Consider the following 23,100-nt stretch of genomic DNA (forward strand, 5'->3'; position numbering starts at 1 on the left):
TTATGCTACTCCGCCGTTTACGGTTTTTTCCGTCGTAAGCGCTTTTCCGTCCGCCGTGAGTTTTTTATCCTGAATGACGACTTCTCGGTCATGCACTTTTATTTCGATTTGAAAAAACACGTCCGCGCTTATCTCTTTTTCTTTTTGTGCCGAAGGATCTTCTCCTTCAAGCACGACGGGAGTGCCGGGAGCCGCCCACGGAGCCGTTACGAGTTCGACGCATTCTTTGCCCGCTTCATCGGTGTAATCCGCCGCAAGGAGCATACCGCGGCTTTCAATTCCGCGCATTTTCCGAGGAGCGAGGTTATCGACGAGGATTATGTGCTTTCCGAGCAGTTCGTCTTCTTTTAAATACGGCACGAGTCCGCTTTGAATGACGCGCTCCGTACCGCTTCCGTCGTCGAGGTGTTCTATATAGAGCTTATCGGATTCGGGATTGCGTTCGACGGAAACGATCTTTGCGACTTTGAGCGAAACGAATTTATTAAAATGCGCGCACATGTCGGCTGCGAGGGCAGGCTCTTTTTTTTCGGCCTTTGCCTTTTGTGCACTCGGCTTTCCGCCCGTCCCTTCTTCGCGCGATTTTTGATTTCCCGAAAAACGCTCTTTAAAAGCTTTCATCGTCTTATCGTCCATCGGCGTAAAGTATACGCTCGTCGCACCTATCTCCGAAAGACCCTCCGTTTTTCCGAGATCGCTCCACCTAAGCGCACCTTCCGAATCGTCCGTTCCGATACGCTTTTCGGTAATCGTTTTACCGAAAAACGAAGCGACTTTTTGCGCATACTGCGGGAGATAGGGCGCCGTCAATATCATCAAATCTTTTATGACATAGCACAGATTGTGTATGAGCTTTGCCGCTTTTTCAGGATCGGTGTTGCGCGTTTTCCACGGCTCGGCCGCTTGGAACGCTTTGTTTCCGATATCGCTTATCGCAAAGATTTCGCGGAATGCGTCTTTGAGATCCGCCCATTCAAGCAGTTCGGTAATTCTCCGCTCCCGCGCTTTTACTTCCGCCCACAGCGCTTCGTCTTCAGGAGCGTCGGGGATTTTGCCGCCGTAGTATTTGTTGACGAACAGCAGCGTGCGGTTTACGAGATTGCCGAGATTTCCGATAAGTTCCGCATTGTATTTTTCCTGAAAATCCTTCCATGTAAATTGATAATCGGATTTTTCCGGACGATTGTAAAAGATGTAAAACCGCCACGCATCCGCGGGAATACCGCTTTCTTTCGCGTCCGTTCCGAATACGCCGACGCCCTTCGACTTCGAAAATTTCCCGTCTTCGTAATTTAAAAATTCGGTCGAACTCATGTGAAAGAGCTTTGTCCAATCGCGTCCGCTTCCGAGCAGACTCGACGGAAAGACGACCGTGTGAAAGGGGATATTGTCTTTGCCTATAAATTGAAAAAGCTCGACGGGCATTTTGTCCGCCGCTTCATCGGATTCGGACGGAAGCCACCAGCTTTTATAGTCGAAGGATTTTTTTCCCGCCGCAGCGAGTTCGTTTGCAAGCTGGAGCGTTATCGAAATATAGCCGATCGGCGCGTCGAACCACACGTAAAAGACTTTATCTTCGTAGCCTTCTTTCGGTACGGGTATACCCCATTTCAAATCGCGCGTGATCGCGCGCTCGTTTAAGCCGTCTCTTATCCACGCCTTTGTCATTTGAATCGCGTTTGCGCTCCACTTTCCTTCGATACTCGCCTTTTCCATCCACGCTTCAAGACGCCCCTCGATCGCAGGCAAATCGATGTATAAGTGCTTCGTCTCCCGCACTTCGGGGGAAGAGCCGCAGGTAGCGCATTTCGCTTGTACCAAATCGGTCGGATCGAGGAGGCTGCCGCAGGTTTCGCACTGATCGCCTCTCGCGTCTTCGCTCCCGCATTTGGGACAGGTGCCGCGCACATAACGGTCGGCCAAAAACATATTGCAGTGCGGACAAAAGAGCTGCTTTGTCGTGTGCTCCTTGATAAAGCCGTTCGCATCGAGATCGTTAAAAATTTCCTGCGTAACGTCTTTTATCTCTTCGTTCGACGTGCGTCCGAATTTGTCGAAAGCGATGTGAAACCAATCGTATATTTCCGTGTGCAGTTTATAATAGTGATCGCAGAGTTCGCGCGGCGTTTTGCCCTCTTCGAGCGCTTTCGTCTCGGTCGCCGTGCCGTATTCGTCGGTGCCGCAGATGTACAGCGTATCGTAGCCCCTGCTTCTGCAAAAGCGTGCAAAGACGTCGGCTGAAAGCATTTGAATGAGATTTCCGAGGTGAGGAACGTTATTGACGTACGGAAGCGCCGATGTAATGAGTTTTCTGTTCATAATTTTTTATTATAGCCCGAACGGATGATTTTGTACATTACCCTGTTCATACCCCGCGCACACATGCTCCGCACACGTAAAATCGCGGGTGTAAAAAAAGGCGATATGCGCTATAATAACGGTATGACACAGCATTCAGTTCCGCTTCGAAAAGACGTTCCCTCTTCCGACAAATGGGATTTATCGTCGCTGTTCGCATCCGACGGCGATTGGGAAAAAGCGCTCGCAGAAATCGAAGCGCTCACCGAAAAAGCCGCCGCGTACAAAGGCAGGCTTTCCGAATCCGATAAAACGCTGCTTTCGGCACTCAAAGCGTACGAAGCTGCCGACAAAAAACTCGAAGCCGTTTTCAATTACGCGAGCCTGCAGCTCACCGCAGATGAAACCGATCCCGCCGCCCAAAACAAAGAAGGGCGCGCTCGTATGGCGTACACGAAATACCTCGCGGCGACGAGTTTTTTCAATCCCGAAGTCCAATCGATCCCCGATGAAAAGATACGGGTTTGGATGGAAGAAGACGCTTTCCGCGATTACCGCGTCTTTTTGTCGAAACTGCTCCGTATGAAGCGTTATATTTTAAGCGAAAAAGAAGAGCGCATCATGTCGCTGCAAAGCGAAAGCGCATCCGCCGCACACAAAGCTTTTACCGTGTTTACCGACGCGGATCTGCGCTTCGGCACGGTGACGGTCGGCGGCGAAGAGAAGCCTTTGACGCAGTCGACGTGGAGCGTTTTTATGGACAATCCCGATCGGAGCGTCCGCGAAAACGCATACAAAAAATTCTACGGCACTTTCGAAGCTTACGAACACACGCTCGCATCCCTTTATTCGGGGAGCGTCAATCAGGACGTGTTTTCGATGCGCGCGCGAGGCTATGCCACCTGCCTCGAAAAAGCGCTCTATCCCGACAATGTAAGCGTAAGCGTCTACCGCAATCTCATCGACACCGTGCATAAAAATCTTCCCGCACTCCACGAGTATTACGCGCTCAGAAAAAAAGCGCTCGGTCTTACCGAACTGCGCCACTGGGACGTATACGTGCCGCTCGTCAAAAACGTGCGAACGAACACGAGTTACGAAGAAGCGGTTGAAATATGCCGCGAAGCGCTTTCTCCTCTCGGAAGCGAATACACCGACCGGCTCTGCAGCGGACTTCTCGGCGGCTGGGTCGACCGCTATGAAAACAAAGGAAAGAGAAGCGGCGCGTTTTCAAGCGGCGTATACACGGGAAATCCGTTTATCCTGCTCAACTACAAAGACGACGTCATCCGCGACGTATTTACGATGGCGCACGAAGGCGGGCATTCGATGCACACGTGGTATTCGGTGCACGCGAATCCCTATATGCAGTACAACTACACGATTTTCGAAGCCGAAGTCGCATCGACGTTCAACGAAGAGCTCGTATTCCGCTATCTTTTAAAACGAGCCGAAACCGACGATATGAAAGCCTATCTCCTCGCAACTCATGCGGGCGACATACTCGCGACGCTGTACCGCCAGACGATGTTCGCCGAATACGAACTGAAAGCGCACGAATTCGTCGAGGCGGGAGAGCCTCTTTCCGCGGAACTGCTTCGAAAAACCTATCGATCGCTTCTCGAAAAGTATTTCGGAAGCGAAATGCGGTTTGAAACAAACAGCGATATGGAAGGCTTGCGTATTCCGCATTTTTACAGCGCGTTTTACGTATACAAATACGCAACGGGGATTTCGGCATCGCTTGCACTTGCCGAGCGCGTATTGAACGGAGGCAAAACCGAGCGCGACGATTATTTCAGATTTTTGCAATCGGGCGGCTCGCGCTATCCGATAGAATCGCTCAAAATCGCAGGCGTCGACATGAGCGAAAGCAAGCCCGTCGAAGACGCATGCGCCGTATTCGCACGTATCGTAAAAGAGCTTTCCGCCATGCTTAAGATTTAGCGAAAATGTGCCGATATATATAAAGTCGGATTTTTCGCGGGAAATCTTACGGAGATTATAATTGAAAGAAACCGAGTTTTACTCTTTTTTGGCAAAGATACCGAAAGCGGAAATACACATCCACCTCGAAGCCGTCATGTCGTTTCGTACGATCGAAAAATTGTACGAGCGGCGCTTCGGAAAAAAGATGAGCGCTGCGGACGAAGCCGAACTCTTTTCATACGATAATCTCAACGGCTTTATCAAAGCCTTTCTCGCCGTACAGGATCTCTTTCAATCCGTCTCCGATTTCAAATACGTTTTCGACGACTTCGGAAAGTACCTTGCCAAAAACAATATCGTCTACTGCGAAGCCTTTTTCGCCCCATCCGCGTTTTTAAAAAAAGGATTCGACTACGGTGAAATGATTTCCCTCTTTTCAGAAAAAATCGCCGAGATCAAAGAAAAATACAATATCGTCATAAAACTCCTGCTCGACGTATCGCGCACATTCGGTTGTAACAACGCGATGAAAAATTACGAACTGCTCAAGCAGTATCCGTGCAAAGACATCATCGGCATCGGACTCGGAGGAGCCGAACAAAAGGGTCCCGCAAAAAATTTCGAACCCGTATTTTCGCGCGCGCACGCGGACGGCTTTCACGCAGTCGCACACGCGGGTGAAGACGTCGGACCTGAATCCGTATGGGACACGATCAAATTTCTCCGCGCCGAACGCATCGGTCACGGCATCACATCGGTACAGGATCCCGAACTCATGGCCTACCTCGCTGAAACACAGCTTCCGCTCGAAGTATGCATTACGAGCAACGTATTTACGAAGCGCTTTATCGATACCGTCGAAAACCATCCGATCCGCCGTATGTATGACGAAAACATCTTCGTCACCGTAAACACCGACGATCCGCTCTTTTTCAAAACGACGCTCATCGAAGAATATTGGAAATGTTATAAGAAGCTGCACTTTACGCTTCCCGAAATCAAGCGCCTCATCTGCAACGGCTTCAACGCGTCATTCCTTTCCGACACCGCGAAAAAATCCTACATCCGCGAAGTAAATGCCGCGTGGAAAGAGTTTGCACCCGCAGAGTAAGATACGATTAATAATTATTAAATCGAATGTCGGTGAACGAAGCTATGATTCTTTTGTCCAGTCTTCGATTTTCAGTCCGGGTATTCGGGAAAATTCTCTTATATTATTTGTAACTACAGTAAGATTTCTTGCTAACGCTTGGGCGGCAATCTGTGTATCAAAAGGTCCGATCGGAATACCTTTGTTTTCAAGATAGGCTCTAATCATTCCGTATGTTTCCGTGTCTTCTGTAGTAAAATCTATTATGTTAGTAAAATCTGCACAAAAATCCAAAAGCGCCCGGCGATTTTTTTCTCTACATTGACTTTTTGAAACACCGTACTCCAACTCCGCAATTGTAATAGCGGAAAGAAACAATTCTTCTTTTTTGCAGTTAAATATTTTTTTTTCCAAATACGGATTTTTATTTTTTATGAGGAAAATACAGATATTTGTATCCAGCAAATACATTAAACTTCCCATAAAATTGCACAGCGAGTAAATCTTCAGATTTAGGAGCTGGGCAATTCATGCGCGATAGCGCATAATCCAATAAACGAGTTTTCTGAAAGAAAACTCGAAGTTAAATTGAACGGCGCTATATCAGACGTTCAATTTAAACTTTAAAATTCCCGTTTTGGCATTGCCGGCTGATTTCTTCCTTCCGACATAAAATCATCGGAAAACTCGGAAAGACTTCTTTTAAGATTTTCCCACTTGCTTTCTTTCGGGGTTAGAATTATTGATGAGCCGATTTTCTTGATGAATAATTCGGAAAAATCGATATGAAATTCTTTCGGAATTCTTACCGCCTGACTGTTTCCGCTTGTGAACACTTTTGTACAAACCATATCATCGCCTCCGTATATATTACAGTATATACGGAAGTAGGCTTATCGTCAAGTTCCGTTTATCACAAAAACCGATTTTACCGTTCTTTTTCAGGGGGTTCCCCGCCTCAGGCGGGTCGGGCTATCCGCTCCAATCGCCTTCGGCAATTTCCGCTTCTATCCCTAACCCGTATGCGGGCTTGACATTGCCGGCCCGGCCGCTGCGTTCGCAGTATTCCTGCCGGAATACCGCACTTCGCTTGCCGGGCTTACACCTTCTTTCTGCACCTTCGCTGCAAATTATCGCAAAAGCCTCCGTGTCCCAAATAAAAACAGCCCTGCGGAGCACAACGCTTTCTGCAGGGCTGCTTTGTTATTTTCTAGCCGTTATGTTATTCATCCCCAACAAACCAGCCTTTTTGCGTGCGCATTATCAGGGCATTCCTTTTATACCTTTCCAGCTCACTTGACGGCACTTTTATGCTGCGTGCCGTCAGTTTTTTGCAGCCGGAAAAAGCCTTGTCAAATTTACCTGCATTATAATTGCACTTTAGCGTAACAGCCGTAATCTTTTTGCAGTTGGAAAAGCATTCGCTCATATCGGTAACGCTGCTTGGGATCACGGGGGCTTGAGTAAGGCTTGTGCAGTTGGAAAAGCATTCGCTCATATCGGTAACGCCGGCAGGGATCACGGGGGCTTGAGTAAGGCTTTCGCAGTCCCAAAAGCATTCCCTCATATCGGTAACGCTGCTTGGGATCACGGGTGCTTGAGTAAGGCTTTCGCAGTCCCAAAAGCATGCCCTCATATCGGTAACGCTGCTTGGGATCACGGGTGCTTGAGTAAGGCTTATGCAGTTGGAAAAGCATTCGCGCATATCGGTAACGCTGCTTAGGATCACGGGGGCTTGAGTAAGGCTTTCGCAGCCGGAAAAGCAGTAGCGCATATCGGTAACGCCGGCAGGGATCACGGGGGCTTGAGTAAGGCTTGTGCAGCCGGAAAAGCAGGAGCGCATATCGGTAACGCCGGCAGGGATCACGGGCGCTTGAGTAAGGCTTATGCAGTTGGAAAAGCAGGAGCGCATATCGGTAACGCTGCTTGGGATCACGGGGGCTTGAGTAAGGCTTGTGCAGCCGTAAAAGCATTCCCTCATATCGGTAACGCTGCTTGGGATCACGGGGCTTTGAGTAAGGCTTGTGCAGCCGTAAAAGCAGCTGTACATATTTGTAACGCCGGCAGGGATCACGGGCGCTTGAGTAAGGTTTCCGCAGCCGTAAAAGCACCAGCTCATATCGGTAAGACCGGATATTTCTGCAAACTTAAGCACAACTTTTTTAGTCGGATTATTGTTTAGTATTTTTCCGAGTGGGCTCGGTTTGCAAGGATAGGTACTATCTCCCTTTAAGTCCGCCGCCGTAAGCCCGGTTACTTTGATGTAATAGATTCCGTTTATATCCGGTGCGGCAGTTTTAAGATGGTTGTCCAAATTTGCACCGTTTGCTCCGAATGGGACTTCAGCATACGTTGCCGGTGTAAAACTTACGTTCACTTTTGTGTCGGCACTTATCGTTACATCTGCAGTCGGACTTCCGGCGGTGCCGCCGTCTTCAAATGTTCCGCCGGTAATTGTCCACGTGTCAACTTTGTAATCGGTTTCCGGCAATGCGGTAAACGTAATTACCGTGCCTTTCTCGACTTTACCGCTTGCAGGATTTGCGTTCACTGTTCCGTGTTCTCCTGCCGTCACCTCTACGGTGAAAGTTTCATCGCTTACTTCCGTTTTACATCCGATCGTACATAATGCGGCAAGCAAAATCGCCGCCGCAAGTATTCCGATTTTTTTTAAACAGGTTCTCATATTTCCTCCTAGGTAAGTTTATTTGACTTAGTTTTTTATCACTTTTGCAAAATTGCGAATCGGGGTGATTACACCCTTTTGTTCGGAATAATTTTACACCTGTTTTTGTTTATGTAATAGGGAGTTTACTCCCGAAAAAGTCGGGAGTTCCAGATACACTGTTTTACCGGCTCATGAGCCGCAGTTAGGATATCACGCGGCAACTGCACGGCGAGCTTCAACCTATCAACTATTTTACGTACACCATAAGCAGCATAACGTCGCTCACTCGGATGCCGGAAATACGTCCCGCCTGCCCCAGCGTGCGAGGGCGGATCTTTTCGAGCTTTGCGCGCGATTCGGCGGAAAGCGATACGACGGATGCGTAGTCGAAATCGTCGGGGATGCGCGCGCTTTCCATGCGGTGCATTTTTTCGACACGCCTGTCCTGCTTTTCGATATAGTAGCGATATTTGAAATCGATTTTCGCTTCTTCCCATTCGCTTTCGTCGTAGCCGGGGTTTTCAAGTGCGGGGTCTTTTAATAATTTTTCGAATATCTCTTCGCGCACGGCATACTTTCGGTTTACGGCATCGAACTGTGCTTTCGTCTTTAAGCCCGCGGCAAAACCGTAGGAAGCAAGGCGGCGGTCTGCCGTATCGCTTCGGAGCTTTAAGCGATATTCGGCTCTCGCGGTAAACATGCGGTAAGGCTCCTTTGTGCCGAGCGTCACCAAATCGTCGATCAATACGCCGATATACGCTTCGTCGCGGCGGAGTACGAACGGCTGCCATTCGGGTATCGTTCGGAAATTGTTAAAGCCCGCATCCCTTTGCGCTTTTTCGAGAGCGTCGTTCAAGCGTTCGGGAGACGAGCGCATATCGTCGGAAGAAGCGCACAAGGGGCCGCAGATTTTCCGATGCGCTTTCGCGTAATAGCCCGCGTTGATGCCCGCGACGATGCCCTGCCCCGCAGCTTCTTCGTAGCCCGATGTTCCGTTGATTTGCCCCGCGTTGAACAATCCCGCGACACGCTTCGTTTCGAGCGACGAAAAAAGCTGCGTCGGTTCGACGTAATCGTATTCGACCGCATAACCCGGTCTCGACGGTACGGCATTTTCAAAGCCCGGAAGCGTACGCAAAAACGCATCCTGCACGCTTTCGGGAAGCGAAGAGGAAAATCCGTTCAAATAGATTTCATCGGTTTCAAGGCTTTCCGGTTCTACGAAAATCTGGTGCCGCTCGCGGTCGGCAAAGCGCACCACTTTGTCTTCGATGGACGGACAGTAGCGCGGTCCGATCCCCAAAATCTTTCCGCTGAAAAGCGGCGAGCGGTGAACGTTGTCGCGGATTATCCGGTGCGTTTCGCCATTCGTGTATACGATGTGGCAGGGTACGAGCGGGCGATCGACTGAGGTATTGTCGTATGAAAAGGGGATAACGTCGGCGTCTCCTTCCTGCACGTCGAGCTTCGAAAAATCGACAGTCTTTTTAAGCACGCGAGGCGGAGTGCCGGTTTTCAGTCTCCCCGTCGTAAAGCCGAGTTTCCGAAGCGACTCCGTCAAACCCTGTGCGGCGGCCTCTCCGAGCCTTCCGCACGGAGCGTCGTATTCGCCGATAAATATGCGTCCGCCCAAAAAGGTTCCCGTCGTAAGCACGACGGCGCGCACGGGAACGACGCGGCCCCGCTCGGTTACGATGCCGGTGATTTTCAAGCGCATAGCCGAGTCTTTCGTTTCGCCCCTCTTTTCGCCCGGTATCGTTCCCGCCTCCGCGCTCCCCTCCGAATGCGGGGGAAGCGGCGTCGAACTTTCCGCCGTCACGACATCGGTAACGGTGTCCATGAGCGTCGAAAGATTGGGCTCCGCTTCGAGCGCTTTCCGCGCAAGCTCTGAATAGACGATTTTGTCCGCTTGAGCTCGCGGAGCGCGTACGGCAGGTCCCTTGCTTTTGTTGAGGAGGCGAAATTGAATGAGGGAAGCGTCCGTGAGCTTTGCCATCTCTCCGCCGAGCGCGTCGATTTCGCGGACGATATTGCCCTTTGCAATGCCGCCGATCGAAGGATTGCACGACAGGCGCCCGACCGACTCGATCGTCTGCGTTACGACGAGCGTCTTCAATCCCATGCGCGCGCACGCGAGGGCGGCTTCGATTCCCGCGTGCCCCGCACCGACGACTGCGACGTCATAAAAATCGTAAAAACCGGACATGTCAGTTTTTCCGTCTCTTTCTCAAAACGCGGACGATGAACATAATGACCGTCATGCCGGCGACGGGTGTCATAACGGAAATGAGGAATCCCGAAAAAAGGAAAAAGGGCTTCACATAGCCTAAAACGATGCCGAGCGCTGTGAACGCAAACCACGCGATCACTTCCCATGCGGGCGTGTATTCGTTTCCCGCGTCGTCGCCCGACCAAATAAAATCCGATATGACGTACCCCGCAGCGCCGCCTATCCACAAAAAAATCACATAGACCGCACCGAGCTTTTCACCGGAAAAGGACGAACAGCCGGTAAAAAGAAGCGAAAGAGAGAGAAGCAGCGCGGATACGAAAGGTTTGGATTTCATAGGCAGTGCAACACTATCACATCGCCGTTTTTTCTGCAACGGGACGGGATATAATTTGTAATTTGTAATGGGTAATTGATTCCCCTCTTACAGCGGCACAAACACGACGGTCTGCTGCGGGATATCGATGTTCGACGCTTTGACCGAAAGCGTATCGTTGAGCTCATATTTTTTTTGCGGTACGATAAATGTTTGCATATCGAGCGACGGAATATAGAACTGGATCTGTTTGTCTTTTTTATCGACGCACACAGCTTCCCCCGTCCACTCGGGATTTTGCAAGAGGTATACGAGCTTCCAGTGCGTTTCGCTGCACCGCGACGCTTTCCGTGCGGCAATCGACGCGATATCGCCTTCGCTGATGCGCATAAGCATATCGTCTTTGTCGATGAGCGGCCGGCCGACCATAAACGCGCGCAGCTGTTCGTGTGCAATCAAATCGCCGTAGCGGCGGAGCGGACTCGTCACTTGGCTGTACATCGAAACGCCGATCGCAGCGTGAGGCGCAGGCGTAATGCCGACACTGCGCTTTCGCATACAGCGGAGCAAACGAAAATCGCCGGCAAGTCCCGGAGGCAGATCGGAGGGGATAGCGGGCGCTTCCTGACTCACGTACGGAAAGGGAATGCCGTTTTTAAACGCGAAGCGCGCCGCGCCTTCTCCTGCAAGGAGCATCATCTCTCGCACCGTATCGCCCGATTCGTAACGGATTTCCGGTTCGATCGAAACTTTTTTCGTCTCTTCATCGACGCTGATATGCACTTCGGGCAAATCGACGGAACAGGCGCCTGCCCTCTTCCGCCGTTCAATATTACGTTTTGCGATATCGAACAAGGGTTTCAATTCGGGCGAATCTTTCAGCGCATCCGCTTTTTCATAGGTAAGGCGCTCGACATTGACAAACGTTTTGAAAACCGCGCAATCGGAAATACCGCCCTTGTCGTCGAATAAAATCCGAAACGAAAGCGCGCGGCTCCTCTCGTTCAAACCGAGCGCGTAATCGGCAAGGGAAGTTTCGGCGAGCATACGGCTCGTTCCCTCAGGCAGATACAGCGTCGTTCCGCGTTCTCGCGCGGTTTTGTCGATCGAACTGTCGGGCATGACGCTGGAAGCGGGATCGGCAACGTGAACCCACAGGTATTCGCCGTCCCACGAAACCGCATCGTCGGGATCTTCCGACCACGCGTTGTCGATCGCGTATGCCCTGCTTTGCACAAAAAGCCGCTCTTCTTCGGGCGGAACGGCAAGCCCCTCGGATGCCGACGTCATCGAAAGCCCGTAGCGCGTCGGATACGGATTTCGCGTAAGGGGCCATACGCCCGTGTCGATGAGCAGCTTGTGCGCTTTTTCGGGCGTCTGCGAAAAACCCGCCTCCGCCATAGCCTTTGATTTGTCGGTCTGACCGAGCGCGAGAGATTCGACTTCGCTCATATACTTGGAGTCGCCGGGGAGTTCGAGTTTTTTTTGTTTGAGCCGCTTGATAAAGGCCGCGCGCAGTTCTCCTTCGTGCGCCTTTTCGTATGCCTTTTGTTTTAATGCCGTTATTTCCTCTTCGCTCCGCGGCACAAAGGCAAGCGTACCCGATTTAAAAGATGCGGCATCGAGGGCAAATTCATCGCTTTCGGAAATCGCTTTATAGACGGCAAAACTTTCATCCGCCGAAAAAGACGGGCGCATAAGCTCGGCGATATCGGCAAAAGGGACGGACGACGATGCGGTGCCGGGATCGGATCGAAGCAGTTCGTAAGCTTCGGAAAGCTGAACGGAGAGCGCGCCGTCGGAAAACGAAAGAAGCGCATCGAGACTCGAAGCGGGTCCTTCATGCAGAGGCACGATATCTTTTTCACGCACTTTCAGCGATACGTACGATTTTTTTCCCGTCGCAGCCGCCGAAGGACAGTATTGAATCGCATATTTTTCACCTTCGACATCGGTGACGAGGGCGCATTGATTTTTATAGAGCACGACCGCATTTTTTCGAATCATACGGAAACTATACCGAAAACAATTGTGTTAGTAAACGCGAACGATTGCTCGTACGAAAGAATTACACGCAAACGATCGTACGCAACGGCTGGTCGTGTCAAACGCTTGCGAGCAAACGATTGTATGTACTGCAAGATATCGTCATTCACCGAGCAGCGCGTTCGGCAGCCACGTGATGAGCGGCGGATAATAAGCGCATAAAAACAGCACGGCGATAAGCGGAATCAAAAACGGAACGATAGCGCGGTACAGCCGTTCGAGCTTTACTTTTCCGACGTCGCCTACGATAAACAGACATACCCCGAATGGAGGAGTCACCTGCCCTATCATAAGATTCAATACGACTATCACACCGAAATACACCATATCCAAATTGAAGCGCTGCGCAATCGGAATGAGAACGGGCAGCATGAGCGTCAGTATTGCGCCCGGCTCCATAAACATACCGAGCACCAGCAAAATAATATTGATTGTTAAAATCACGATGCCGGGATTGGTGCTTACGCCTGCGATAAAGTCCGCGATTTTTCCGGAAACGCCTTCGCGTACCAGTACATACGTAAACAGCGTAGATGTGCCGATGATAAACAGCGTATTTGCGGAAGTGACGGCGCTGTCCAAAACGCATTTTATAAAGGATTTTCGATCGAGCGTCCGGTATACGAAGATCGCAATGACGAGCGCATACACGACGGCGACGCACGAAGCTTCGGTCGGCGTAAACAAGCCCGCGGTAAATCCGCTCAAAATGATAAGCGGCGTGATAATCGATAAAATGGAACGCGAGAATTCGGTTATTAATTTTTTTATATTGAAGCGCTCCCGCGGATAGCCTCTTTTTAATGAGATGATAAGCGTCAGGATCATCATCGTTGCAACGATCAATACGGCGGGTACGACGCCTCCGACAAACAATTTCGATACGCTCACGCTCGCGATCGAACCGTAAATGATCAACGGAATGGACGGAGGAAAGATCGGCCCGACGACGGAAGACGCGGACGTCACCGCTGCGGAAAAATCCCGATCGTAGCCTTTCGACGTCATCGCTTCCATTTCGATCGTACCGAGCCCGCCCGCATCGGCGGCCGCGCTGCCCGACATTCCGGCAAATATCAAACTCGCGACGATATTCGCATGTCCCAATCCGCCGGGAATCCAGCCGACAAGAGAATTCGCGAAATTGAAAATCCGGTCGGTAATCTTTCCGGCATTCATCAGATTTCCCGCAAAAATAAAAAGCGGAATCGCTATCAACAAAAACGAATCGATGCCGAAAACCATCTTTTGTCCGATGACCATGAGCGGATAGCCGAGGTTAAGACAACCGATAACGGCGCTCGCGCCGATGGAAATGCTGATAGGCATGCCGATCAATAAGAAAACAATAAATACCGCAAAAAAAACGATCATTTTCCGTCACCTCTCAGCTGCTTCGATTTTTCGATGATATTGTAAACGGCTTTCAATACGAAAAAGCCGCCGCTTACGGCAAGCGGTAAAAACTGCCACATTTTTGAAAAGTTCGGCATCGAAGAATAATACTCCGTAACCACAAACGGATATAAACCGCAAAACGAAACGATCATAACGATGCCCAAACCGAGCGTAACCGCGTGCCGCACGAACCAAAATACCGTGCGCACCTTTCCTTGCGTCCTGCTGTAACTCATATCGATCGATATGAGTTCCTCTTTGTCGTATAAAACGGTAATCCCCAAAAACGCCATCCACAAAAACAAAAGCCCCGCAAGCTCCGTCATACCGCGAAACGATTTATTGAGGATATTGCGGATGACAAGCTCGTTGAGCATGAGCGCCACGATTCCGAGCACGGAAACGATAAGCAGCACACACACAATTTTGATAAAACCGTCAAGAATTTTTTTATACATATTCATAGCGTACGCGCCTTAAAAAATAAATTCTTTGCTGTGTCAGTTGAACGGCGGGTTTTGAAAAACATAATTTTATTATATCGATACTTTCAAAACCCGCCGTTTGAAAACTATTTTGTAAGCTGATCGACGATCGACTGATCGTACCAGCTTTCGGACGCATAGCGGGCGTAGTATTTTGATCCGCCCAATTTGTTTTTAAAACTCTTAATATCGGGATTCATATCGAATTGGACACCCGCCTTTTTCAAAACTTCCATCGCGCTTATATTGTCCTGCGCGATAGTGTCGAAAGAATATTTTGCGGCAATGACAGCCTGCTCTTTCAAAATTTTCTGCTGCTCCGCGCTGAGCGATTTCCATTTCTTTTGATTGACGGCCATCGTACATCCCATCCACATATAATTGATAAAACTGTAATACTTGATGTCGTCATAGGTCGCATTCGCTACGAGATGGTAGGTCGCATTGTCCTGCGCTTCCGCCGTACCGTTGGAAAGCGCGATCGCAAGCTCGTTCAGCGCAAGCGCAACCGGCGTAGCGCCGAGCGCCGACCACACATCGAGATACATTTTGCTCGTCGGAACCCGAATCTTCAATCCCTTTACGTCATCCACCGTATGGACGGGACGCTTTGTCGTCGCAATGTGACGCATACCGTTATCGCCTTCGGCGAGGTATACGAGACCGACCGACGGAAGGTTTGCGAATATCTTTTCGCCGATCGCGCCGTTTACTTTTTCATACGCGTCTTCCGCACTCGAAAACAAAAACGGCAAATCGAGAATTTTCGCCTTGTCGTAAAAGCTCGTAAATCCCGACGTACCGGCAAAGATGACATCGATCGTACCCATGCGCGTCGACTGCAGCGCTTCCGCATCGTTGCCGAGTTCGCCGCTCGAGTGCACGTCCATAACGATAGTACCGCTCGACGCCGCGCGGACGAGTTCGGCATACTTTGCAATCGTCTTTGTCGGTACGCTCGTCGCGTTGCCCGGAGAATAGACGATTAATTTAACCGGTTTGCTTCCCGATTTTTTTACATCCGCGCCGAAAACGGCGCTTCCGATACTCACTGCGGCTAAAACCGCCGTAATCGATTTTTTCATATTTTCCTCCTAGTAAAAAAAATAAATAAACACATTAACAAAATTACAGCGAACGAAATTCTCGCCGAAAGCACGGCTTCATCAGTTTATGCTTTCCGAACCCGACATCAGACCTATAAGACATCGGCGATATCGCGTATCGCATTTTCGACGATCTTTTTTTGTTTGGCGGAAAGCGGCGCGAAAGGTTTACGGCACGGACCGATATCGAATCCCTGCAGCGAAAGCGCATACTTTGCAGCCGGAAAAACGTTCGTGTCTACAAAGGCCTGTACGACATCGTTCAGCCTGCACTGTGCCGCGTGCGCTTTTTCGTTTTTACCCGCCGCAAACGCATTTCGAATCGCAAGGAACAATTTCGGACAAACGTTTACCGTCGTCCCGATCGTCGCCGTCGCCCCTGCTGCAAGCGCACTCGCATAGATTTCGTCAAACCCGTTTATCAAAATTTTTTCGGGATACGCTTTACCGATACGTTCCAAATCGTAGAGATTCATCGACGTATGTTTAATCCCGACAACCCGCTCGTTTTTCAGCAGAGGGTTTGCCGTCGTAAATGAAATGCCGGTAAACTGCGGGATATTGTATACGATGATTCCGATATCGACAGCAGAAAGGATATCGAGATAATATCGATTGATCTCTTCCTGCGAATAATGATAATAGATCGGTGGAATCGCGGATACCGCACAGGCTCCGGCTTTTTCGGCATGCTTTGCCAAGTCGATCGCGCTGCGCGTATTTAGAGAGCCGACATGCACGATGACCGGCACGCGGGCTTCCTCCAGCACGACTTCGGCGATCGTCTTCCGCTCGTCGTCGGAAAGCAGGAGCCCTTCGCCCGACGAACCGCAGCAATAAAATCCTTCGACGCCCGAATCCGCTTCGTGCCGCACCAATTTCCGCAGCATAGTCACATTCAGTTCGCCGTGTTTATCGTAGGGCGTCAAAAGCGCCGAATACACCGCCGAACGATCGAGTGCTTTTTTTACCATGCCGTCCATCCTCCGTCCATAACCAAATTGGAACCGGTCATATATTTTGAAGCGTTCGACGCAAGGAAAATAATGGCACCGTTATATTCGTCGGCCTGCGCCATACGTCCGACCGGCATACGGTTGCAATAATTTGCCTGAAACTCTTTGTCCTGCGTATCGCGGAAGACACCGGACGGCGTAAACGTGTTGACGCGGATCCCCTGCTTTCCCCAATACGTAGCGCAGTAGCGCGTAAGATTGTATATGCCGCTTTTCGCAGCCGAGTATGCAACCGGTTTAATAAACGCGATGCCCGTCTTTTCTTTTTTGTACGCATAGATGTCCTGCACAGGACTCACCATGCCGTAAATGGAACCTATATTGATAATCGAGCCGCTTTTTTTTGCAAGCACCATCCGTCTCCCGACGGCCTGCGTCATGAGAAAGGTACCGACGAGATTTACGTTTACGACTTCGCGGAACACTTCTTCCGGAAAATCTTCAAAGGGACCGGATACTTCCGGAGGCGCGCTCGGCTGCGTATCGATACCGGCATTGTTTACAAGCACGTCGGGAGTTCCCCATTTTTTTTCGAGCGTATCGAGGAACGCGTTTATTTCGCTTTTGTTTTGTATATCGACGGCGCACGGAAAAATGCGGCCGCTTTTTGCAAGCTCGCTTCCGAGCACTTTTTCGATTCGCTCGGCGCTTACGCTGCGCGCGACGACGGCAACTCTCGAATCGCGGCGATGGAATTCTTTTACCAGTTCCGCGCCGATCTGCCCCAACCCTCCGGTGACGATCACGATCTTATCGGAAACGTCGAATAACGGATCTTTCATTGTATTTCTCCTAAAAATTATTACGATATTCGCGGCAGACTCAGATACTTCCGTAAGGAGTCAGCTCTTTGTAATTCAATTCAAGTCCGAGTCCCGCCTTATCGGAAATCGTCATTATACCCTTGTGCGGAATCGGTGCATCGATGAAAGTACGTTCGATCAATTCGTTGAACATAAACAGATTTTCGAGATACGTGCCGTTCGAATATGGGGCGACGATATGGCAGTGAATGACGTCGAAACCGTGCGGCGCATACGGAATATTGTACGCCTGTGCAAACGTAACCATCTTCCGCCCTTCGGTAAACCCGCCGCACCGTGTAATATCGGACTGCAGATAGTCGATACAGCCGCCGGCGATCAGATCGCGCGCACCGTAGCGCGTGTATTCATGCTCGCCCGACGCACACGGGAGAATTCCTGCCGCCCTAAAGCGCGCGAGTCCGGGCAAGTCGTCCGCAAATACAGGCTCTTCGAAAAACGTGATATTCGCATCGCGCAGCTTATACGCAAGCCGAAGCGCAACAGCCGATGAAAACGCGTTGTTTGCGTCGAGCATGATGCCGATATCCGGCCCGATCGCATCGGCGACGGCGAGCACGCGCCTCGCATCTTCATTCGGATTTTTTCCGCCGTCAACGCCGATCTTTATCTTTATCGTTTTAAATCCCGCTTCGACCATCGTCTTCGCTTCGGCGATAAGTTGGTCGATCGTATAGGAAGTCCAACCGCCCGTCGCATAGCACGGCACGGTATTGCGAGTTCCGCCGAGCATCCGGTAGATCGGCATATCGACGATCTTGCCTTTGATATCCCACAATGCGATATCGAGCACGCTCAGCGCACAGAATGCAAGACCCTTTCGCCCGACTCCACGCATATAGGCAACGAGTTCGTCGTACAATCCTTCCGTTTCGAAAGGCGAACGCCCGATGAGCTTCGGGCCGAGCGACTTCAGTATAAACGTCGCGATCGCCTCGCCTCCGACCTCGTGATAGGTAACGCCGATTCCGTGAATGCCCGCATCGGTCTTCACATCGACGACGACATAACCGATCGTTTCGACTTTGCGCGTCGAATCGGCAAAGGTACCCTTTTGTTTCGTTTCGATCAAATAGGTATCGATACCCGTAATTTTAACGTCTTTCATAGAACGCTCCTCAATGATTATTAATTTTCATCCTTTTACGGCACCGGCGGTCAGTCCCGCGACGAGCCGTTTTTGCGCAAAGAAAAACAATATGCAGACGGGAATAATCGTGATCACGCCGCCGGCAGTGAGCAAGTCCCACTGTACACCGAGCTGTCCGATCAAATTCTTCAGCGCAACCGGAATCGTCCGCGTCGCAATGCTCGTAAACAGCATGGCGAAGGTGTATTCGTTCCACGCATTCATAAAAATATAGACGCCGGTAGCAACGAGGCAGGGCACAAGGATCGGCAGAACGATCTTCGTAAACGCTTGTCCGCGCGTACAACCGTCGATCATTGCCGCTTCTTCAAGCGACGTCGGCAAATCGTTTAAAAATCCGTTCAGCAGCCATACCGAAAACGGGATGGTAAACGTCGTATACGATAACACCAGAGATGCATGCGTATGGAGCAAACCTATTTTACGCATGATCGAATACAGAGGAATAAGCAAAAGGACGGTCGGAAACATATTGTTGCACAAAAACATGCTCATCAGCAATTTTCTGCCTGTAAACAGATAGCGCGAAAACGCGTATGCGGCCAATGTCGATACCGCGAGCGACACGACTGTCGTACACAGCGCAACGATCAAACTGTTTTTCATCGCGACGAAAAAATTTACCGTCGTCGTAAATAATTTTTGATATGCGACAAAAGTAACCGAATGCGGCCAATAGGTCACTGCGCCGTACAGTTCGCTTTCCGGTTTTACCGATGTGATAAATGTCCAATAAAACGGAAAGAGTATAAATACGAGTAAAATAAAAAGCGGCAAAAACAACGACAGCAATCTTTTACCCGGATAACGAGATTCGATGACCATCAGTTTTCTCCCTTAAATGTAGAACGAACATAGGGGACGGCGACCAATGAAAGCAACACTGCAAGCAAAATCGCCATCGTCGATGCATACCCGAGATTGAGCGCGTTTCCTTTATTGTAGATATAAACGCTGAGCGTCTGCGTCGAATACGCGGGACCTCCCTCGGTCATATTGAAGATCACGTCGACGGAATTCGCCACCCATATAACACGCAAGAGCAGCGTTACGCTGAGCGTATTTTTGAGCGACGGAATCGTAACGTGGAGCAGCTGCTGTACCTTTTTCGCTCCGTCCATTTCGGCGGCTTCGTACAATTCACCCGGTACTTGCTGTAACCCCGCAAGGATCATCAGCGCAAAAAAGGGAATACCCTGCCAAATGATCGTAACGATCACACACGGGAAAGCGGTCGACGTCTGCGATAAAAAAGGGATCTTCGTTTCGATTATATGCATTCGCAAAAGTAAATCGTTCAATACGCCGAGGTTGCCGTCAAAAATCCAACGCCACATCAAACCGATAAGAACACCGGGTGTGACCCACGGAATCATACTGATAGAGCGGACAAAACCGCGGCCCATAAAATAGCGGTTCAACAAAAGCGCCAAACAAAAGCCGAATAAAAATTGAAAGCCGACGCCGAAACCGACCCACGCAATCGTCCTGAGCAGCGCACCCCAAAACAGCGGATCGGCACACATATCGATATAATTTTTTATGCCGATAAAGCCGATCTCTTTCGGTCGGCGTAAATCGTAATTTTGAAAACTCATCAAAACGGCATTGAACACCGGAATAAAAACGACGAACAGCACGATGAGCACAGCCGGCGCAACGAGCGCATAGGGAACATATTTATTTTTCGTTTCTAAATATTTCATCAACGGCATCCTGACTTAGGACGGAAAGCGATTCCCTTTCCGTCCTAAAAAATTTGTTAACGGGAAATTACTAGCGATACAAACCCTTTTGGAGTATTTCCATGCATTCCTTTGCCGAGATTTTTCCGGTCAAGGCCTGTGAAACCGTGTTGGGCCACAGCGTCGTGACGAATTCCGTCGTCGTATCGCGGATCGGAAGGATGCCTGCGAAACTCTGCCCGTCAAGCGAAGCTTTCATAAAGCGATTGCTTTGGAAATACTCGCGCGCGCCGACGGTTTTGCTGACGGGAATATTTCCCGTACCTTCGCACCACATCCGCTCGCCTTCTCCCGCCGCGAGGTATGCGACCCATTCGAACGCCGCTTCGGGATTTTTGCACGATTTGAAAATAGCGGTATCGGTATCGCCCATGCTTGTCCAGCGCCCCTTGCCTGAAGGAAACGGAAACGCGGATACGTCGTCGCCGAATATCTTTACCATATCGGCGGCTGAACCGGTATGATGGATCGTCATGGCCGTCAACCCCGACTTGAAATTTGCCATGATTTCGCTGAAACCGTCGCTCGTCGCTGTCGGCGGGACATAACCGTTTTTATACAGATTGATAAAATCCTGCATACCTTTGATCGCTTCGGGCGAATCGAGCTTGGCAAAATTACCGCCGGCCGCATGGATAAAGCTGCCCCACGGTTCATGTCCGTTTCTGCCGCCGCGCATACCGAAACCGTAGACATCCGTTTTACCGTCGCCGTTCGTATCCATCGTACATTTTTTTACCGCGTCCAAAAATTCCTCATACGTTTTCGGAACGGAAATGCCGGCTCTCTTAAAATACGAAGGCCTATAGTACACGTAGAGCACTTGGATATTCCACGGCATGACATAGATTTTATTCGAGCCGCCCGCCTGCTTCATCACATTCCAAATATTGGCATCGATATCGTTTTTCTTTTCCCACTTGTCGACATAGGGCGTCAAATCGAGCAGCAGATTATTGTTCGCAAAAAGCGGCGTCGCAGTCAATTTCCACGTTGCGCAGTCGATATCGCCGCCGCCCATAGCCGCATTGAACAGGTTCTCCGAAAACGCACCTCCGTCCCACGCAGCTTCTTCGCCGATGACGGTAATGCCCTTGCCGTTTTCCGCATTGAATTTTTTGATGATATCCTGCATCAGCTGCGAATATGCGGTCGTATCCGCCCAATAGCGGAAACGCACGGTTTTTCCTCCCGACGAAGCGGGATCGTTTGCTCCCATCGCAAACACCAGCGTACCAGCAGCGATAAAGACCCATAGCCGCGACAGCATCTTTTTCATATTACCTCCTAAAATTCGAAATAAAAAGCGGCGGCGATATCTCAGACGACGCTTTTTATCCTCCTCTCATAAAAACTTTTGCAGGAAATATCAATTTCCGAAAAAGTTTTCAGCCGTGCGCCCTCGCGCACACGTTAGATAGTCGAGTTTGCACTGCAAACTCGAAATAAAAAGCGGCGGCGATATCTCAGACGACGCTTTTTATCCTCCTCTCATAAAAACTTTTGCATGATTGACTGTTTGTCTGACAATCCTACAATAATATTCTACACCGTATTTTCAAATTGTCAAGGAAAAAATACGTGAAATTTTCGAAAAATCGCGCGAAAAAACGGGAGTTTTATCATTGACAAACGAAAAAATGTATTATAGTCTGATGTCAGACAATATGAAACCGATTATGCGAATTTCCGTTACGTCGCAAATTGTCGATTCGATAAAAGAATCGATCGAAAACGGACAATTTCCGGTCGGAAAAAAACTTCCGGCCGAATTAGAACTCTGCAAATTGATGCATGTCAGCCGCTCATCCGTTCGAGAAGCTCTGTACCAGCTTCAAGCGCAGGGATATGTAGAACTGCAAGCGGGAAAAGGCGCCTTCGTCCGCAGCAAAAAACCGAACGACACATACGAAGCCATACGGCAATGGTTTATTTCAAGCGCACCGAATCTGGAAGATTTTATAGAAGTCCGCCTTGCCATAGATCCGCTCGCCGCATCGCTTGCGAGCGTCAAGGGAACGGAAAAAGAGATACGACAGCTCGCCGACATCCATGAACAGTTTGCGAAAGCGAATACCGCAAACGACGTTCCGCGCCTCGTATCGCTCGACGAACAGTTTCATTCGCAGATATTAAAGATGAGCCACAACGTGTTGCTGAAACAGATAAGCGAACTGCTGCTCAAAGAATTAAAACAGTACCGCACGATGTCGATCACGGCAAAAAAGAATTCCGACAACACCGTCGCCGAACACGGTGCCGTTCTGCAGGCGATCGCTTCGAGAAATAAAGAAAAGGCGCAAAAAGCGATGATCCGCCACCTGCATAAAGTGAGGGAAGACATCGGCGCCGTCATCAATAAAAAACGGGAGAAAGAACCGTGAAAATAAAACGCCTCGATCACATCACCATCATCGTAAAAAACCTTGAAAAGACGATGTCGTTTTACGCGGATGTTATGGGATTCCAAAAAGAGCAGACGGTAGACTGCGGCGATCACATCCTCAGATATTTCCGAGTGCCCGGCGGTCAGCGCATAGAGCTTAACCAATACCTCTACGAAGTCGCAGACCATAAGGGCAAACTCAACGACAAGGGTGCGTATCGGCACTGCGCTTTCGAAGTCACCGACATATCGGGATGGGAAAAGCGCATCACGCAGGCGGGATATCCGTTTCATATCCCCGTGCATGACGACGAAAAAAACGGCGTCTACAGCGGGCTTTTTTTGGATCCGAACGGCGTCGAAATCGAACTCATCGAATATAAAACGGATATCGCGTAGGCTGCACGGCCGCA

Annotated in this window: 20 protein-coding genes; 4 read left to right on the top strand and 16 right to left on the bottom strand. The window is 49.9% G+C overall.

Features of this window, described 5'->3' with window-relative positions:
* Window positions 1–2,319 carry a methionine--tRNA ligase gene (gene metG / locus H9I36_RS06805; protein ID WP_187384619.1) on the bottom strand — a complete coding sequence of 773 codons (2,319 nt, stop codon included), beginning with the start codon at window positions 2,317–2,319 and terminating at the stop codon, window positions 1–3.
* A 123-nt stretch (window positions 2,320–2,442) separates the two neighbouring features.
* Between metG and pepF the strand changes: the two genes are divergently transcribed.
* The gene (gene pepF / locus H9I36_RS06810) at window positions 2,443–4,245 is read left to right on the top strand and encodes an oligoendopeptidase F (protein WP_187384620.1); all 1,803 of its coding nucleotides are present in this window, start codon (window positions 2,443–2,445) and stop codon (window positions 4,243–4,245) included.
* Between the two features lie 61 nt (window positions 4,246–4,306).
* Window positions 4,307–5,338, top strand: a complete 1,032-nt coding sequence (gene add / locus H9I36_RS06815; protein WP_187384621.1) for an adenosine deaminase — start codon at window positions 4,307–4,309, stop codon at window positions 5,336–5,338.
* Window positions 5,339–5,380: 42 nt separating this feature from the next.
* Here add and vapC read toward each other — a convergent pair whose 3' ends face one another.
* The 15 genes from vapC to H9I36_RS06890 all read right to left on the bottom strand — a co-directional run bounded on the left by vapC (window position 5,381) and on the right by H9I36_RS06890 (window position 21,580).
* The gene (gene vapC / locus H9I36_RS06820) at window positions 5,381–5,788 is read right to left on the bottom strand and encodes a type II toxin-antitoxin system tRNA(fMet)-specific endonuclease VapC (RefSeq protein ID WP_187384712.1); all 408 of its coding nucleotides are present in this window, start codon (window positions 5,786–5,788) and stop codon (window positions 5,381–5,383) included.
* Between the two features lie 152 nt (window positions 5,789–5,940).
* The gene (gene vapB, locus H9I36_RS06825) at window positions 5,941–6,168 is read right to left on the bottom strand and encodes a type II toxin-antitoxin system antitoxin VapB (RefSeq protein WP_187384622.1); all 228 of its coding nucleotides are present in this window, start codon (window positions 6,166–6,168) and stop codon (window positions 5,941–5,943) included.
* Between the two features lie 371 nt (window positions 6,169–6,539).
* A complete protein-coding gene (locus H9I36_RS06830; protein ID WP_187384623.1) occupies window positions 6,540–8,003 on the bottom strand; it encodes a BspA family leucine-rich repeat surface protein in 1,464 nt (487 codons plus the stop codon).
* 229 nt (window positions 8,004–8,232) lie between these two features.
* Complete coding sequence (locus H9I36_RS06835; RefSeq protein WP_187384624.1) at window positions 8,233–10,191, bottom strand: tRNA uridine-5-carboxymethylaminomethyl modification enzyme MnmG/GidA; 1,959 nt, start codon at window positions 10,189–10,191, stop codon at window positions 8,233–8,235.
* A gap of 1 nt (window position 10,192) precedes the next feature.
* Window positions 10,193–10,552, bottom strand: coding sequence for a hypothetical protein (locus H9I36_RS06840; RefSeq protein ID WP_187384625.1), 360 nt, complete (start codon window positions 10,550–10,552; stop codon window positions 10,193–10,195).
* Window positions 10,553–10,639: 87 nt separating this feature from the next.
* A complete protein-coding gene (locus H9I36_RS06845; protein ID WP_187384626.1) occupies window positions 10,640–12,538 on the bottom strand; it encodes a ribonuclease catalytic domain-containing protein in 1,899 nt (632 codons plus the stop codon).
* A 141-nt stretch (window positions 12,539–12,679) separates the two neighbouring features.
* A complete protein-coding gene (locus H9I36_RS06850; protein ID WP_187384627.1) occupies window positions 12,680–13,951 on the bottom strand; it encodes a TRAP transporter large permease in 1,272 nt (423 codons plus the stop codon).
* Window positions 13,948–14,433: a TRAP transporter small permease gene (locus tag H9I36_RS06855; RefSeq protein WP_255422692.1), complete on the bottom strand. Its 486-nt coding sequence runs from the start codon at window positions 14,431–14,433 to the stop codon at window positions 13,948–13,950. Before H9I36_RS06855 ends, H9I36_RS06850 begins: the two co-directional genes overlap by 4 nt.
* 113 nt (window positions 14,434–14,546) lie before the next feature.
* Window positions 14,547–15,545, bottom strand: coding sequence for a TRAP transporter substrate-binding protein (locus tag H9I36_RS06860; RefSeq protein ID WP_187384629.1), 999 nt, complete (start codon window positions 15,543–15,545; stop codon window positions 14,547–14,549).
* Between the two features lie 113 nt (window positions 15,546–15,658).
* Window positions 15,659–16,540 carry a dihydrodipicolinate synthase family protein gene (locus H9I36_RS06865; protein WP_187384630.1) on the bottom strand — a complete coding sequence of 294 codons (882 nt, stop codon included), beginning with the start codon at window positions 16,538–16,540 and terminating at the stop codon, window positions 15,659–15,661.
* Window positions 16,534–17,364 (bottom strand): SDR family oxidoreductase, encoded by an 831-nt coding sequence (locus H9I36_RS06870; RefSeq protein ID WP_187384631.1) that lies wholly within the window; start codon window positions 17,362–17,364, stop codon window positions 16,534–16,536. Before H9I36_RS06870 ends, H9I36_RS06865 begins: the two co-directional genes overlap by 7 nt.
* Window positions 17,365–17,404: 40 nt before the next feature.
* The gene (locus H9I36_RS06875) at window positions 17,405–18,514 is read right to left on the bottom strand and encodes a mandelate racemase/muconate lactonizing enzyme family protein (RefSeq protein WP_187384632.1); all 1,110 of its coding nucleotides are present in this window, start codon (window positions 18,512–18,514) and stop codon (window positions 17,405–17,407) included.
* Window positions 18,515–18,541: 27 nt separating this feature from the next.
* Complete coding sequence (locus H9I36_RS06880) at window positions 18,542–19,381, bottom strand: carbohydrate ABC transporter permease (protein ID WP_187384633.1); 840 nt, start codon at window positions 19,379–19,381, stop codon at window positions 18,542–18,544.
* Window positions 19,381–20,262: a carbohydrate ABC transporter permease gene (locus tag H9I36_RS06885; protein ID WP_187384634.1), complete on the bottom strand. Its 882-nt coding sequence runs from the start codon at window positions 20,260–20,262 to the stop codon at window positions 19,381–19,383. Before H9I36_RS06885 ends, H9I36_RS06880 begins: the two co-directional genes overlap by 1 nt.
* A 70-nt stretch (window positions 20,263–20,332) precedes the next feature.
* Window positions 20,333–21,580, bottom strand: coding sequence for an ABC transporter substrate-binding protein (locus tag H9I36_RS06890; protein ID WP_187384635.1), 1,248 nt, complete (start codon window positions 21,578–21,580; stop codon window positions 20,333–20,335).
* Window positions 21,581–21,956: 376 nt separating this feature from the next.
* Here H9I36_RS06890 and H9I36_RS06895 point away from each other — a divergent pair, with 376 nt between their 5' ends.
* Both H9I36_RS06895 and H9I36_RS06900 read left to right on the top strand, forming a co-directional pair.
* Window positions 21,957–22,685, top strand: a complete 729-nt coding sequence (locus tag H9I36_RS06895; RefSeq protein WP_239446918.1) for a FadR/GntR family transcriptional regulator — start codon at window positions 21,957–21,959, stop codon at window positions 22,683–22,685.
* Window positions 22,682–23,086 (top strand): VOC family protein, encoded by a 405-nt coding sequence (locus tag H9I36_RS06900; protein ID WP_187384636.1) that lies wholly within the window; start codon window positions 22,682–22,684, stop codon window positions 23,084–23,086. The genes H9I36_RS06895 and H9I36_RS06900 overlap by 4 nt, the downstream gene beginning before the upstream one ends.
* Window positions 23,087–23,100: the final 14 nt, after the last annotated feature.

The sequence above is a fragment of the Treponema sp. Marseille-Q4130 genome, from assembly GCF_014334325.1.
Taxonomy (GTDB): Bacteria; Spirochaetota; Spirochaetia; order Treponematales; family Treponemataceae; genus Treponema_D.